Here is a 14,207-nt window from a genome sequence, read left to right as displayed (position 1 = left end):
CTGGCGCCGGACGACCAAGACGGGCCGCTCCCGAACATTGAAGGCGCGCGGTCGATCGTCCGTGGCCCAATCTGACGTTGACCGACCGATCAGATATCGGCCTGTGAGTACAGGGCCGGCCGCGGCCCGCCGGCCCGGGCGGTCACATCGCGCGCACTCAGCCGGCCGCGTTCCGATTCGCCTCGATCACCGTCAACGCGGTCATGTTCACGATCCGCCGCACGGTCGCGCTCGAGGTGAGGATGTTCACCGGCGCATTGACCCCCAGCAGGAACGGCCCGACCGCGACGTTGCTGCCGGCTTCCGTCTTCAGCAGGTTGTAAGCGATGTTCCCCGCATCGACGTTCGGGCACACGAGCAGGTTCGCCGCGCCCTTCAGCGGCGACATCGGCAACAGTCGCGCGCGCAGCGCTTCATCGAGCGCACAGTCGCCATGCATCTCGCCATCTGCTTCGAGATCCGGCGCATGCGCACGAATGATTTCCAGCGCCTTGCGCATTTTCGGGCCCGACGCCGCGCTGCCCGATCCGAAGTTCGACCGCGACAGCAGCGCCGCCTTCGGCGTCAGGTTCAGCCATTCCATCTGCCGCGCGGCCGCGATCGTGAACTCCGCGATCTGCTCGGCATCCGGATTGTCGTTGACGTGCGTATCCACGAGCGCGACCGTCCGCTGATTCAGCAGCAGGATATTCATCGCCGCGTAGGTCGATGCATCGGGCTTCCTGCCGATCACTTCATCGACGAAGCGCAGATGATTGTGATACTCGCCAACCGTGCCGCAGATCATCCCGTCCGCGTCGCCGAGCCGCACCATCATCGCGCCGATCAGCGTCAGGCGCCGCCGCATTTCGACGCGCGCCATCTCCTTCGAAATTCCGTCGCGGCAACGCAGTTCCCAATAGGTGGTCCAGTATTGCGGGAAGCGCTCGTCGTATTCCGGGTTCGTCACCTCGACGTCCTGACCGAGACGCAGCCGCAGGCCGAACCGCTCGATCCGCGCGAGCAACACCTCCGGACGGCCCACCAGGATCGGACGCGCAAGCTTCTCGTCGACGATTACCTGCACCGCGCGCAGCACGCGCTCGTCCTCGCCTTCGGTGAACACGATGCGTGCGTTGCCGCCATCGCGCACGAGCTGGCGCGCGGTCGCGAACAGCGGCTTCATGAACGCGCCGGAGTGGTAGACGAACTGCTGCAGCTGCTCGACATACGCGTCGAGATCCGCGAGCGGGCGCGTCGCCACGCCGCCTTCGATCGCCGCCTTCGCGACGGCCGGCGCGATGCGCACGATCAGGCGCGGGTCGAACGGCTTCGGAATCAGGTATTGCGGACCGAACGACACTTCGTCGCCGCCGTACGCGGCCGCGACGATGTCGTTCTGCTCTTCCTGCGCGAGCCCGGCGATCGCGTGAACCGCGGCGATTTCCATTTCGCGCGTGATCGTCGTGGCACCCACGTCCAGCGCGCCGCGGAAGATGTACGGGAAGCACAGCACGTTGTTGACCTGGTTCGGGAAATCCGAGCGGCCGGTTGCGATCACGACGTCGTCGCGCGTCGCATGGGCGAGTTCGGGAAAGATCTCCGGCGTCGGGTTCGCGAGCGCGAGAATCAGCGGCCGCGCGGCCATCGCCTTCAGCATCTCCGGTTTCAGAATGCCGCCGACCGACAGGCCGAGAAACACGTCGGCGCCGCCGATCACTTCGGCCAGCGTACGCGCATCGGTTTCCTGTGCGAAGCGCTCCTTGGCCGGGTCCATCAACGCGGTACGGCCGCGATAGACGACGCCTTCGATGTCCGTCGCCCAGATGTTCGCGACCGGCAGCCCCAGGTCGACCAGCAGGTCCAGGCACGCGAGCGCGGCGGCGCCTGCGCCCGACGTGACGACCTTCACTTCCTTGATCGACTTGCCGACCACCTTCAGTCCGTTGATGAACGCGGCCGCAACGGTAATCGCCGTGCCGTGCTGGTCGTCGTGGAACACGGGAATCTTCATGCGCTCGCGCAGCTTGCGCTCGACGGTGAAGCATTCCGGCGCCTTGATGTCTTCGAGGTTGATGCCGCCGAACGTGGGCTCGAGGCCGGCGATGATGTCGACGAGCTTGTCCGGGTCCGTCTCGTTGATCTCGATGTCGAACACGTCGATGCCGGCGAACTTCTTGAACAGCACGGCCTTGCCTTCCATGACCGGCTTCGACGCGAGCGCGCCGATGTTGCCCAGACCCAGCACCGCGGTGCCGTTGGTGATGACGCCCACCAGATTTCCGCGGCTCGTGAAGCGGTGCGCGTTCAGCGGCTCGGCGGCGATCGACTCGCAGACGCTCGCGACGCCCGGCGTGTACGCGAGCGCGAGATCGCGCTGCGTGACGAGCGGCTTGCTGGCGACGACGGAGATCTTCCCCGGGGTCGGAAACTCGTGGTAGTCGAACGCGGCCTGCTGCTGTGTCTCTGTCTGTTTCATGGTTGTCGGTCCGGGCGTGCGCGCCAGGCCAGTCCCGACGCGATCCATGGAGGTGATTCTAGGGATCCGCCATAACTACATGATTCTGTTTTAATATCGGCCCATCACTTTTTCATGATGGCATGGCCGTCCGGCAATGACTTTCGACGCGAACGACGTGGTGAGGCGCCTTGGCGCGCGCCTGAAGATGCGGCACCTGATGCTGCTGCTGCAGATCCAGCAGCACGGGTCGCTGACGCGCGTCGCCGAGCACATGGCCAGCAGCCAGCCGGCCGTGACGAACGCGCTGGCGGAGCTGGAGAGCATGTTCGGCACGCCGCTGTTCGAGCGCTCGTCGCGCGGGATGCGGCCGACCGCGCTCGGCTCGGTCGTGCTCGAACGGGCCAGGGCCATGCTGAAGGACCTCGACCATCTCGCCCGCGAGATGGAGGCGGTCGCGGCCGGCCATGCGGCGCATCTGCATATCGGTGTGATTCCGTTTATTTCGGGGCAGATGCTGTCCGCGGCGCTGAAGCGGTTGCAATCGCGGATGGAGCGGCGTCTGACCGTGACGATCCACGAAGGCACGAGCGACCAGCTGCTGCTGCAGTTGAGGGACCACAGCGTCGATCTGGTAATCGGGCGCGCGTCGTCGGCGGTCGATCTCGGGCAGGTGTCGTTCGAAGTGCTGTACCAGCAGCAGCCGCGGATGATCGCGAGCCGCCGCCTCGCGGCGAAACTGGCGCGCACGAGGCTCGACTGGGAAAAGCTGCATGCGCTCGACTGGATTCTCGGCGCGCCGCATACGCCGATGCGCGAGCAGGTGACCGACCTGTTCCTGTCGGCCGGCATCGCGCCGCCGGTGCCGATCGTCGAGAGCTACTCGTCGAAGCTGATCGGCGAAATGATCGCGTCGAGCGACGATGCGGTGTCGATCGTGCCCGCCGATATCGCGGAAGAAATGGTGCGTATCGCCGGCGTCGCGATCGTCCCTTATTCGCTGGTGTGGACGCTGCCGCCGATTGCGCTGTTTACGCGCGCCGCCGAACCGCATGCGCCGGCGCGCGATCTGCTGGTCCACGCGCTGCGCGAGATCTGCCGCGAAACGTACGTCGAAGCGCCGCGATGACGCCTCGCAACCCGGGCCGAATGCGCGCGGCCGGCGGCGGCGTCGCACCCGCATGGATGGCGCCAACGAAGGGCACGCTCGCCCGATATTTGCGACGCCGCATCCGGGCAAACCCGTTTCGGCCAAAATCCCCCGGGAATCCCCGCCGCGCAAGCCGCTGCCCGCGTATAGTGGTTTCCACTCATAGTCGCAAATAGTCAAGAAAAGGTCGCCGGCGGTCGTCTTGCGGCCAATATGGCTCGTTACTTTTACTCCCACGATGCAGCCCGGGACGCACTCCGCGGACCCGTCAGGACATCGGTCCAACCGAAGGGGAGAAACCATGAAGTCGACAAAGATCGCCGCGTTCGTCGCGGCCGTGCTGGCGACCGGCGCATTCACGACCGCGGCGCAGGCCGAAACGGATCCCGCGACCTGCCGCAACGTGCGTTTCGCCGACATCGGCTGGACCGACATCACGTCGACGACGGCGCTCGCGTCGACGGTATTCGAAGGGCTCGGCTACAAGCCGACGACGACGATCGCGTCGGTGCCGATTTCGTTTGCCGGTCTGAAGAGCAAGCAGCTCGACGTGTCGCTCGGCTACTGGTGGCCGGTGCAGCAGAAGCAACTGCAGCCGTTCCTTGACAGCAAGTCGATCAACGTCGTCGAGCCGCCGAACCTGTCGGGGGCGAAGGCGACGCTCGCGGTGCCGAGCTACGCATACCAGGCGGGCCTGAAGACCTTCGACGACATTGCGAAGCATCGCGCGGAGCTCGACGGCAAGATTTACGGGATCGAGCCGGGCAGCAGCGCGAACGCGACGATCCAGAAGATGATCGACACGAACCAGTACGGGCTCGGCGGCTTCAAGCTGGTCGAGTCGAGCGAGGCGGGAATGCTCGTGACCGTCGAGCGTGCGATCCGCGAGAAGAAATGGGTGGTGTTCCTCGGCTGGGAGCCGCATCCGATGAACATTCAGATCAGCATGAACTATTTGTCGGGCGGCGACGCGGCGTTCGGGCCGAACTACGGCGAGGCGCGCGTGTACACGCTGACGGCGCCCGACTTCATCTCGCGCTGCCCGAACGCGGGCAAGCTCGTGACGAACCTGCGCTTCTCGACGCAGCTCGAAAACCAGCTGATGCAGTCGGTGATGAACAAGACGAAACCCGGCGACGCAGCGAAGGCATACCTGAAGAAGAATCCGCAGGTGCTCGACGCGTGGCTCGCCGGCGTCAAGACGTTCGACGGCAAGGACGGACTGCCCGCGGTGAAGGCCTATCTCGGCCTGTAACGGCCGGCGCGCGGCGGCAGCATGCGTCGCGCCGAAGAATGATCTGCAGTACGACGGAAATCGGGCGATATGAATCGCTTCGAGAGCGAATCAAGCACGAATCAAGCACGAATCAAGCGAGGGCTTTCAGCATGAACAACGAAGTCATCATCACCTGTGCGGTCACCGGCGCGGGCGATACGGTCGGCAAGCACCCGGCGATTCCGGTCACGCCGAAGGAAATCGCCGCTGCGGCGATCGAAGCGGCGAAGGCCGGCGCGACGGTCGCGCACTGCCACGTGCGCGATCCGCAGACGGGCCGTGGCAGCCGCGATCCGAACCTGTACCGCGAAGTGGTCGATCGCATTCGCTCGGCCGACGTCGACGTGATCATCAATCTGACGGCCGGCATGGGCGGCGATCTGGAAATCGGCCCGGGCGAGGACCCGATGCGCTTCGGCAAGGGCACCGATCTCGTGGGCGGGCTCACGCGTCTTGCGCACGTCGAGGAGCTGCTGCCGGAAATCTGCACGCTCGATTGCGGCACGCTCAATTTCGGCGACGGCGATTACATCTACGTGTCGACGCCCGCGCAACTGCGTGCCGGCGCGAAGCGCATCCAGGAACTCGGCGTGAAGCCCGAACTGGAAATCTTCGATACGGGCCATCTCTGGTTCGCGAAGCAACTGCTGAAGGAAGGACTGCTCGACGATCCGCCGCTGTTCCAGCTGTGTCTGGGCATTCCGTGGGGGGCGCCCGCAGACACCGGCACGATGAAGGCAATGGTCGACAACCTGCCGCCGGGCGCGCACTGGGCCGGCTTCGGAATCGGCCGCATGCAGATGCCGATGGTCGCGCAGGCGATGCTGCTCGGCGGTCACGTGCGCGTCGGTCTCGAGGACAACATCTGGCTCGATCGCGGCGTGCATGCGACCAACGGCACGCTCGTCGAGCGTGGGCGGGAAATCATCGAACGGCTCGGCGGCCGCGTGCTGACGCCGGCCGAAGGACGTCGCAAGCTCGGTCTGCCTGCGCGCGGCGAGCGTCTGCTCGAGCGCCGTGCGGTAGCCGAATTCGCGTGAGTGCCGGCGACCGGTTCCGATTCATGATCGCGGCGCGCACGTGCGTGGCCGCGATCCGATTCCCCTCGATTTGAAGGATGCGTTGACATGGCTGTGAAGACCGACATCAAGACGTTCGCCGCAATCGGCACTGGCGTCATCGGCAGCGGATGGATTTGCCGTGCGCTCGCGCACGGTCTCGACGTGGTCGTATGGGATCCTGCGCCCGGCGCCGAAGCGCGGCTGCGCGCGAACGTCGCGAATGCGTGGCCCGCGCTGGAGCGCGTCGGCCTCGCACCCGGCGCCGATCCCGCGCGATTGCGCTTCGAAGCGACGATCGAAGCGTGCGTCGCCGACGCGGATTTCATCCAGGAAAGCGCGCCCGAGCGCGAGGCGCTGAAGCTCGAACTGCACGAGCAAATCAGCCGCGCGGCGAAGCCGGACGCGATCATCGCGTCGTCGACGTCGGGATTGCTGCCGACCGATTTCTATGCGCGCGCGACGCATCCCGAGCGTTGCTTGGTCGGTCACCCGTTCAATCCGGTCTACCTGCTGCCGCTCGTCGAGGTGCTCGGCGGCGCGCGCACGTCGCCGGAAGCGGTCGAAGCCGCGATGGACATCTATCGCAAGCTCGGCATGCGGCCGCTGCACGTGCGCAAGGAAGTGCCGGGCTTCATCGCCGACCGCCTGCTCGAAGCGTTGTGGCGCGAGGCGCTGCATCTCGTCAACGAAGGCGTCGCGACGACCGGCGAGATCGACGACGCGATCCGGTTCGGCGCGGGCATCCGCTGGTCGTTCATGGGCACGTTCCTGACCTATACGCTCGCCGGCGGCGACGCAGGCATGCGACACTTCATGCAGCAGTTCGGGCCCGCGCTCGAGCTGCCATGGACGAAGCTGGTCGCGCCGAAGCTGACCGACGCACTGATCGACAGCGTCGTCGAAGGCACGAGCGAGCAGCAGGGCACGCGCAGCATCAAGGAGCTCGAGCGCTATCGCGACGAGTGCATCACCGAAGTGCTCAAAGCGATCGCCGCAGTGAAGGCGCGGCACGGAATGCGATTCGAGGACTGAACGAACATGACCGGCGACACCCCGCTGACGATCTACCGCGACGTGGTCCGGCCCGAATGGGTCGACTACAACGGCCACCTGCGCGACGCGTTTTATCTGCTGATCTTCAGTTTCGCGACCGATGCGCTGCTGGATCGCATCGGTCTCGACGACGCCACGCGTCGCGCGCGGGGCCGATCGGTCTACACGCTCGAAGCGCACGTGAACTATCTGCAGGAGATCAAGGAAGGCACGCGCGTGCGCGTCGATGCGCGGGTATTCGCGCACGACGCGAAGCGCATGCATCTGTACCTCGAATTGTTCGCAACCGGGCATGACGACGCGGTGTCGGCGAGCGAGCAGATGCTGCTGCACGTCGACACGCGCGACGGCGCGAAATCTGCACCGTTCGATGAAGACGTCGCCGCGCGCGTCGCCGCGCTGCACGCATTGCAGCGCGATTGCGCGGCGCCCGCGTATGCGGGACGCGTGATCGGATTGCCGCCGCGCCGGTAGCGCGGCGCCGTTCGACGTCGAACGTTCAACTCTCGATCGCGGAGCGCCACGATGCTCGAACCGGAAATCGCGGCGTTCGTCGCGGCCGTCGACGCCGCATACCCGGCCGGCGCGGCGGCGCTTTCGCCCGGCGAGCAGCGTCGCCTCTACGACCGATTCGCGGCCGCGTGGACGCCCGCGCAACTCCCCGCCGGCGTCGTGCAGCACGACGCGGTGTGGCACGCACCGGACGGGCGCGCGATCGCGCTGCGGCGTTACGCGCGTGCACACGCCGCGCCGCGCGGCACCGTGCTGTTCTTTCATGGCGGCGGCTTCGTCGTCGGTTCGCTCGACAGTCACGCGCTGATCACCGCGCAACTGGCGGCCGACACGGGGCTCGCCGTGATCGCGGTCGACTATCGGCTCGCGCCGGAGCATCCCGCGCCGGCCGCGCTCGATGATTGCGTCGCCGTCACGCGCGCCGCGCGCGACGCGGCGCACTGGCCTTTCGACGCCTGCGCGCGACCGTTGACGCTCGCGGGCGACAGTGCGGGCGGCAATCTTGCCGCGGCCGTCGCCGCTGTGCTGCGCGACGCCGGAGAAGGCGGCATCGACGGGATCGCTGTCGTATATCCGATGCTCGGTTTCGAACCGCAATCGCCGGCACGCGAAGCGCAAGCGCATGCGCCGATGCTGACGCTCGACGACGTCCATCGCTACCGCGCGCTGTACTGGGGCGACGCGGACGAAGCCGCGTTGCACGACGATCCGCTGCTGCGTGCGTCGGTGCCGCTCGCGGCGGCGCGCTTCGACGGGCTGCCGCCGGTACTCGCGATCGGCGCGGAACACGATCCGCTGCGCGACGACGCACGCGTCTACGTGGAACGGATTCTCGCGGCCGGCGGGGCCGCGCGTTACTGGATTGGAGAAGGGCTGGTGCACGGCTGCTGGCGCGCGCTCGGAACGAGCCCGCAGGCTGCGCGGATGCACCGGATGATCGGCGGGTTTCTGCTCGCACCACACGCGTAGCGGGCGTTTCCGGGAGGCAACGATGCAGGCAGCGCAACAGCGTATCGAGGATTGGCGGACGTTTTCCGACGACGCGGCCATCGCGGCGGCGACGATCGGTGATGGAGCGGTGGACGTCGAGTGGAGCGATGCGCGACGATCGCCGTTTCACTTCGACTGGTTGCGCGACAACTGCGCGTGTCCCGCGTGCGTGCATGTGCTCACGCGCGAACAGGTGTTCGAGATCGCGGATGCGCGCGAGGATCTGTCCGCCGTTGCCGTGCATGTCGAAACCGATGGCGCACTGCACGTCGAGTGGGACGACGGGCATCGCAGCACGTGGTCGCCCGGATGGTTGCGCGCGCACGCATACGACGATGCGTCTCGCGCGGAGCGCCATGCGGCGCATGCACGGCACATATGGACCGGCGACGATGCGACGGCGATCGGCGTGTTCGCGTGGCGCGACGTGATCGGTGACGACGATGCGTTGCTCGCGTGGCTCGCTGCGCTGCAGCGCACCGGGCTGACGCTCGTCGAAGGCGTGCCGGCCGAACGCGGCAGAGTCGACGAGATCGCGCGCCGTATCGGGCTGATCCGCGAAAGCAATTTCGGCGTGCTGTTCGACGTCGAATCGAAACCGCGCCCGGACAGCAATGCGTACACGTCGCTCAATCTGCCGCCGCACACCGACCTGCCGACGCGCGAGTTGCAGCCCGGCGTGCAGTTCCTGCATTGTCTGGCTAACGACGCGACCGGCGGCGACAGTATTTTCCTCGACGGCTTCGCGCTTGCCGATGCATTGCGGCGCGAACACCCGGCCGATTTCGGGCACCTTGCGTCGACGCCGTTCGAGTTCTGGAACAAGAGCGCAACCAGCGACTACCGTTGCTCGGCGCCGGTGATCGGGCTCGATGCGCGCGGCAACGTGACCGAGGTGCGTGTCGCGAACTTCCTGCGCGGGCCGCTCGATGCGCCGGCCGGATCGGTCGCGGCCGTCTACCGCGCGTACCGGCGGTTTCTCGCGCTCGCGCGCGAGCCGCGCTTCCGCGTGCAGCGACGGCTGCGCGCGGGCGACATGTGGGCCTTCGACAACCGGCGCGTGCTGCATGCGCGCACCGAGTTCGATCCGTCGACGGGGCGCCGGCATCTGCAGGGTTGCTACGTCGATCGCGATGAATTGCTGTCGCGGTGGCGCGTACTGTCCCGCACGGCACCTGCGGCCGCGGCCCGTTGATCTGCTCGTTCGCCTGCGTTGCGCCTGCCTCGCCGGCGAAAAAGCGCCCGGACGCATCGCGTCCGGGCGAAGCCTCCCGTTGCCGGGCGGCGGAGGTATGCGTGTGACAAAAAAGACGAGCCCGCATGACGGGCTCGTCCGGATACAGCGTGGGTCGCGCGACGCGCGGTGCGCCCGCCGGGGGCGCGTCGGCTTACTGGCCGAAGAACACCGAGTCGCGGGCGTTCGACGACGTTGCGGTCGCCGGGGCGCCCGAGTGCACGACCGGAGCCGGTTGCGCGCCGTAGCCGCTGGCATCGGCGCCATGAACGCGCGCTTCCGCCGACTGGATGTCGTTCGGGTAGTACGGGCTCGACACGCCCGGCTTGTAGCCGGCTTGTTCGAGCTGGACCAGTTCGTTGCGGACTTGCGCGCGCGTCACGGTGCTTTGTGCAAAAGCGCCGAACGAAGCGGTGAGGGCGGCAGCGGCAACGACTGCGGAAACGAGCGATTTCATGATGACCTCCGGTGTTTTATCGAGTTCGCTTGCGACACCATGTCTGCAGCGATTGACTAAATCTTAGTCACCGGGTCGTACAGGGTAAACGCTGATTTTGACGATAGATTGTTTCCGGACTGGTAACAGTAGGGCGCCGATTCAGCCTTTCATTGCGCTTTCATTTCTGTAAGTGTAACAAGTATGAAGAATATGACGGCAACGCAGCGCGCGACTCAACGCATCTCGGCTGCGGTGTCCGACGGCTGGCCGGGCGATCGTCCGGCCAATGCGCCGGAACTCAGGAAACGTACGCCAGTGGCGGCTTCCGACGCTTCCCACAGCAGCGCGGCGACGGCTACGTCGCGCGCCGCGCGCGGCACGCTCGCGGGGGCGGGCAGCCCGCGCGCCTCGAACCAGCCGGACGGTCCGATGTACGCGCCGCCGGTCAGATCCGGCGACGTTGCCGCATGGATGGCCGGCAAAGCGCCCTGGGCGGCCGATTGCGCGAGATAACGGTTCGCCGCGCGCATCAGGGCGACGCGCGCGGGCGAGCCGTCCATCGCGGGGCCAGCGAATTGCAGATTGGTCGCCGCGTAGCCGGGATGCGCGGCGACGCTGATCCCGGCGAGTGCCGCGCGCTGAAAGCGGCGTTGCAGTTCGATCGCGAATACGAGGTTCGCGAGCTTGCTGTCGCAGTACGCGAGATAACGGTTGTAGCCGCGCTCGGCGCGCAGATCGTCGACGCGGATGCGGCCGCCGCGGTTCAAGCCGCTCGACATCGTGACGACCCGCGCGCGCCGGGCGGCGCGCAGCGCGGGCAGCAGATGGCCGGTCAGCGCGAAATGGCCGAGGTGGTTGGTGCCGAACTGCATCTCGAAGCCGTCGCGCGTGTGGCGCAGCGGCAGGAACATCACGCCGGCGTTGTTGCAGAGGATGTCGACACGCCCGTGCCGGTCGGATACATCGGCGGCGAAGCGCTGAATCGACGCGAGATCGGCGAGGTCGAGCGGCTCGACTTCGACGCGCGCGGCAGGATGGAACCGGCGAATCGCGGCGGCGGCTTGCGTCGCCCGCGCTGCATCGCGGCAGCCCATCACGACGGTCGCGCCCTTGGCTGCGAGCGTTTCCGCGATATGCCAGCCAAGGCCGCTATTGGCGCCTGTGACGATCGCGACCTTGCCGCCCTGCGCCGGGACGTGGCGCGCGCTCCATGCATGCATGTCTGCCTCCATCGGCGCGGCCGGGGCGCCACGACGCGGTATCGTTACATTGATCGATGTAACGATAGTCCGCGCAAGCGGGACAGACAAGCGGGGGAATTAGACCGGCGCTTCTAGAGCGGGCATCGGCGGGTTGCGTTCGGCGCGCAAACGCAGACGACGGGCGATATCAGTTGCCTGCCAGCGCGAGCACTTCGGCGGCTGAGATCATCGCGGCCGCGTTCGCCGGGGCCGGACGCTCGGCCGGGCGGAATACTTCGTCGCCGCGCTGGATCACCTGGCGCGACAGCGCGCACGTGCCGGTGCGCTGCGCGAAGCGACGGCGCCAGCGTTGTTCACCGTAGTGACAGCGGCCGGGTTCGACCCAGCGTACGACGAGCAGCGTATCGGAACGTTCGAGGATTTCGACGTGGACGTCGGCGGGATCGAGCGCAGGCAGGGATTTGGAAGCCTTCATTTTGCCGTTTCCTAAAGCTCGTGCGGGTTCGGCCATGGCAGTGGATGTCACTACCTGCGGGCGAATCCGTAGCGGTTTCCATGAGTGGTGCGCTAAATGTAAGCTTCTGTGACCGGAAAAAACATCCTGTCTGGCTCAAATTACCTTTTGCCGATTTAGAAACAATCGCCGCGCATTTTCTTGAAATAGCCAATGACAAAAGCGCCCCGGACGCGAACGTCCGGGGCAAACGACTGGCCCTCGCCTCCGTGTCTGCTCGCTCAGGCACGGGGCGCACCGCGGGGGACGGAGGCGCCCGCCACGGATGGGTGGCGGGCGGTGCGGTGAACCGGAAAGCATGGGCCGGCAACCCGATGATCGCGCGCGAATCCCGTTCGGACGCTGACGCGTGCATGACTTTTTTGTCAGCTTCGGCGGACGGCGCCGTGGCGCAAACGTACCGGCCCCGCCGGAGCGCCACGTCCACCTTGGTTTTGCGGGCGACGCGCCCGATCGCACGGTGTCGAAAAACCCCGGAAACAAAGCCGCCCGCGCTGCTGGCGACGCGATTTCGTCGCTCGGGAAAACACTGAATCCCGCGTTCGTGACAAATCCGGATTCTGTTCCTATGATTGGTTGGACCTTTAGTCCTTTGTGCCAATCCACCGGCGTGGCGGCCGGGTTCTCGGGAGAGCTGCTCATGAGATTGCAGGGCAAGCGCGCGCTGGTGACGGCGGCGGGGCAAGGCATCGGGCGCGCGACCGCGCTGCGGTTCGCAAGCGAAGGGGCCGACGTGCTCGCGACCGACATCAACGAAGCCGCGCTCGCGCAGCTTGCCGCCGACGCCGAGCGGGCCGGCGGCCAGCTCGCCACGCGGCGGCTCGACGTGACCGACGCCGGCGACATCGCGGGGCTCGCCGCGAAAGAACGCGCGTTCGACGTGCTGTTCAACTGCGCGGGCTTCGTGCACCACGGCTCGATCCTCGACTGCGACGACGACGCGTGGGCGTTTTCGCTGAACCTGAACGTCACGTCGATGTACCGGTTGATTCGCGCGCTGCTGCCGGCGATGCTGGACGCGGGCGGCGCGTCCATCGTCAACATGGCGTCGGCGGCGTCGAGCGTGAAGGGCGTGCCGAACCGTTTCGTCTACGGGACGACCAAGGCGGCCGTGATCGGCCTGACCAAGTCGGTAGCCGCCGATTTCGTCGAGCGGCGCATTCGCTGCAACGCGATCTGCCCGGGCACGATCGAATCGCCGTCGCTGGAGCAGCGCATCGCCGAGCAGGCGCGCACGCGCGACGTGTCGATCGACATCGTGCGCCAGGCATTTGTCGCACGTCAGCCGATGGGGCGCATCGGCAGCGCCGACGAAGTCGCCGCGCTCGCGTTGTATCTCGCGTCCGACGAGTCGTCCTTCACCACCGGCACGATTCACCTGATCGATGGCGGCTGGTCAAACTGACCGTGTCGAACTGACCGTGTCGAACTGATCGTGTTTGACCGCCGCTCCTGTCCACTTTCCGCTTCCGCTTACACGACATGAAACTGCTGAGATTTGGCGACAAACATCAAGAGAAACCCGGCCTGCTCGATGCGCAGCGCAGGATTCGCGATCTGTCGGGCGTAATCGACGACGTCGCCGGCGACGCGCTGACGCCCGGGTCGCTCGCGCGGCTGCGCGACATCGACCCGTCGTCGCTGCCGCTCGTCGACGGCGCGCCGCGGCTCGGCCCGTGCGTCGGCCGCGTCGGCAAGTTCATCTGCATCGGGCTCAACTATTCGGACCACGCGGCCGAGTCCGGAATGGAAGTCCCGAAGGAGCCGGTCGTGTTCGGCAAGTGGACGAGCGCGATCTCCGGGCCGAACGACGACATCGAGATTCCGCGCGGATCGGAGAAGACCGACTGGGAAGTCGAGCTCGGCGTCGTGATCGGCAAGGCCGGCCGATATATCGACGAAGCCGATGCGATGACCCATGTCGCCGGCTACTGCGTGGTGAACGACGTATCGGAGCGCGAATACCAGCTCGAACGCGGCGGCACATGGGACAAGGGCAAGGGCAACGACACCTTCGGGCCGATCGGGCCGTGGCTCGTCACGGCGGACGAAGTGCCGGATCCGCACGCGTTGCGGCTGTGGCTCGACGTCGACGGCCATCGCTATCAGAACGGCTCGACCGCGACGATGGTGTTTCGCGTGCCGCATCTGATCAGCTACCTGAGCCGCTTCATGAGCCTGCAGCCGGGCGACGTGATTTCGACCGGCACGCCGCCGGGCGTCGGGCTCGGGCAGAAGCCGCCCGTTTATCTGCGCGCCGGGCAGGTGATCACGCTCGGCATCGACGGGCTCGGCGAACAGCGCCAGCGCACCGTGCAGGCCTGATTCCCTTCAACGG

At 66.7% G+C, this 14,207-nt stretch carries 14 protein-coding genes; 10 read left to right on the top strand and 4 right to left on the bottom strand.

Annotated features, from left to right (window positions below; all coding sequences use genetic code 11):
* Positions 1-157: 157 nt before the first annotated feature.
* On the bottom strand, positions 158-2,458 hold the full coding sequence (locus tag WK25_RS27475; protein WP_040141282.1) for an NADP-dependent malic enzyme: 2,301 nt from the start codon (positions 2,456-2,458) through the stop codon (positions 158-160).
* A gap of 136 nt (positions 2,459-2,594) precedes the next feature.
* Between WK25_RS27475 and WK25_RS27470 the strand changes: the two genes are divergently transcribed.
* The 7 genes from WK25_RS27470 to WK25_RS27440 all read left to right on the top strand — a co-directional run bounded on the left by WK25_RS27470 (position 2,595) and on the right by WK25_RS27440 (position 9,675).
* Positions 2,595-3,566, top strand: coding sequence for a LysR substrate-binding domain-containing protein (locus WK25_RS27470; RefSeq protein ID WP_069243274.1), 972 nt, complete (start codon positions 2,595-2,597; stop codon positions 3,564-3,566).
* Positions 3,567-3,888: 322 nt separating this feature from the next.
* Positions 3,889-4,842, top strand: coding sequence for a choline ABC transporter substrate-binding protein (locus tag WK25_RS27465; RefSeq protein ID WP_040140764.1), 954 nt, complete (start codon positions 3,889-3,891; stop codon positions 4,840-4,842).
* Between the two features lie 131 nt (positions 4,843-4,973).
* A complete protein-coding gene (locus tag WK25_RS27460) occupies positions 4,974-5,903 on the top strand; it encodes a 3-keto-5-aminohexanoate cleavage protein (protein ID WP_069243273.1) in 930 nt (309 codons plus the stop codon).
* 87 nt (positions 5,904-5,990) lie between these two features.
* Positions 5,991-6,956, top strand: a complete 966-nt coding sequence (locus WK25_RS27455; protein WP_069243272.1) for an L-carnitine dehydrogenase — start codon at positions 5,991-5,993, stop codon at positions 6,954-6,956.
* A gap of 6 nt (positions 6,957-6,962) precedes the next feature.
* Positions 6,963-7,451, top strand: coding sequence for a thioesterase family protein (locus WK25_RS27450; RefSeq protein ID WP_069243271.1), 489 nt, complete (start codon positions 6,963-6,965; stop codon positions 7,449-7,451).
* A gap of 51 nt (positions 7,452-7,502) precedes the next feature.
* Complete coding sequence (locus tag WK25_RS27445; protein ID WP_069243270.1) at positions 7,503-8,459, top strand: alpha/beta hydrolase; 957 nt, start codon at positions 7,503-7,505, stop codon at positions 8,457-8,459.
* Between the two features lie 22 nt (positions 8,460-8,481).
* Positions 8,482-9,675 carry a TauD/TfdA family dioxygenase gene (locus WK25_RS27440; protein ID WP_040140754.1) on the top strand — a complete coding sequence of 398 codons (1,194 nt, stop codon included), beginning with the start codon at positions 8,482-8,484 and terminating at the stop codon, positions 9,673-9,675.
* A gap of 193 nt (positions 9,676-9,868) precedes the next feature.
* Here the strand turns inward: WK25_RS27440 and WK25_RS27435 are convergent, their stop codons facing one another.
* From WK25_RS27435 to WK25_RS27425, 3 genes are all read right to left on the bottom strand, one after another.
* The gene (locus WK25_RS27435; RefSeq protein WP_069243269.1) at positions 9,869-10,171 is read right to left on the bottom strand and encodes a DUF4148 domain-containing protein; all 303 of its coding nucleotides are present in this window, start codon (positions 10,169-10,171) and stop codon (positions 9,869-9,871) included.
* A gap of 215 nt (positions 10,172-10,386) precedes the next feature.
* On the bottom strand, positions 10,387-11,373 hold the full coding sequence (locus WK25_RS27430; protein ID WP_069243566.1) for an oxidoreductase: 987 nt from the start codon (positions 11,371-11,373) through the stop codon (positions 10,387-10,389).
* Positions 11,374-11,542: 169 nt separating this feature from the next.
* Positions 11,543-11,830: a DUF3331 domain-containing protein gene (locus tag WK25_RS27425; protein WP_040140750.1), complete on the bottom strand. Its 288-nt coding sequence runs from the start codon at positions 11,828-11,830 to the stop codon at positions 11,543-11,545.
* A gap of 80 nt (positions 11,831-11,910) precedes the next feature.
* Between WK25_RS27425 and WK25_RS31515 the strand changes: the two genes are divergently transcribed.
* The 3 genes from WK25_RS31515 to WK25_RS27415 all read left to right on the top strand — a co-directional run bounded on the left by WK25_RS31515 (position 11,911) and on the right by WK25_RS27415 (position 14,194).
* Positions 11,911-12,402, top strand: a complete 492-nt coding sequence (locus WK25_RS31515; protein WP_156789115.1) for a hypothetical protein — start codon at positions 11,911-11,913, stop codon at positions 12,400-12,402.
* Between the two features lie 107 nt (positions 12,403-12,509).
* A complete protein-coding gene (locus WK25_RS27420; RefSeq protein ID WP_069243268.1) occupies positions 12,510-13,274 on the top strand; it encodes an SDR family oxidoreductase in 765 nt (254 codons plus the stop codon).
* A gap of 77 nt (positions 13,275-13,351) precedes the next feature.
* Positions 13,352-14,194, top strand: coding sequence for an ureidoglycolate lyase (locus WK25_RS27415; RefSeq protein ID WP_040140746.1), 843 nt, complete (start codon positions 13,352-13,354; stop codon positions 14,192-14,194).
* Positions 14,195-14,207: the final 13 nt, after the last annotated feature.

It is taken from the genome of Burkholderia latens (genome assembly GCF_001718795.1).
Classification (GTDB): Bacteria; Pseudomonadota; Gammaproteobacteria; order Burkholderiales; family Burkholderiaceae; genus Burkholderia; species Burkholderia latens_A.
This window is presented reverse-complemented; position numbering and strand designations above follow the sequence as displayed.

Excerpts from the sequence above, each read along its gene's own strand:
- WK25_RS27475 (WP_040141282.1), bottom strand. The coding sequence starts at position 2,458 with ATGAAACAGACAGAGACACAGCAGCAGGCCGCGTTCGACTACCACGAG.
- WK25_RS27470 (WP_069243274.1), top strand. The coding sequence starts at position 2,595 with ATGACTTTCGACGCGAACGACGTGGTGAGGCGCCTTGGCGCGCGCCTG.
- WK25_RS27465 (WP_040140764.1), top strand. The coding sequence starts at position 3,889 with ATGAAGTCGACAAAGATCGCCGCGTTCGTCGCGGCCGTGCTGGCGACC.
- WK25_RS27460 (WP_069243273.1), top strand. The coding sequence starts at position 4,974 with ATGAACAACGAAGTCATCATCACCTGTGCGGTCACCGGCGCGGGCGAT.
- WK25_RS27455 (WP_069243272.1), top strand. The coding sequence starts at position 5,991 with ATGGCTGTGAAGACCGACATCAAGACGTTCGCCGCAATCGGCACTGGC.
- WK25_RS27450 (WP_069243271.1), top strand. The coding sequence starts at position 6,963 with ATGACCGGCGACACCCCGCTGACGATCTACCGCGACGTGGTCCGGCCC.
- WK25_RS27445 (WP_069243270.1), top strand. The coding sequence starts at position 7,503 with ATGCTCGAACCGGAAATCGCGGCGTTCGTCGCGGCCGTCGACGCCGCA.
- WK25_RS27440 (WP_040140754.1), top strand. The coding sequence starts at position 8,482 with ATGCAGGCAGCGCAACAGCGTATCGAGGATTGGCGGACGTTTTCCGAC.
- WK25_RS27435 (WP_069243269.1), bottom strand. The coding sequence starts at position 10,171 with ATGAAATCGCTCGTTTCCGCAGTCGTTGCCGCTGCCGCCCTCACCGCT.
- WK25_RS27430 (WP_069243566.1), bottom strand. The coding sequence starts at position 11,373 with ATGCATGCATGGAGCGCGCGCCACGTCCCGGCGCAGGGCGGCAAGGTC.
- WK25_RS27425 (WP_040140750.1), bottom strand. The coding sequence starts at position 11,830 with ATGAAGGCTTCCAAATCCCTGCCTGCGCTCGATCCCGCCGACGTCCAC.
- WK25_RS31515 (WP_156789115.1), top strand. The coding sequence starts at position 11,911 with ATGAGTGGTGCGCTAAATGTAAGCTTCTGTGACCGGAAAAAACATCCT.
- WK25_RS27420 (WP_069243268.1), top strand. The coding sequence starts at position 12,510 with ATGAGATTGCAGGGCAAGCGCGCGCTGGTGACGGCGGCGGGGCAAGGC.
- WK25_RS27415 (WP_040140746.1), top strand. The coding sequence starts at position 13,352 with ATGAAACTGCTGAGATTTGGCGACAAACATCAAGAGAAACCCGGCCTG.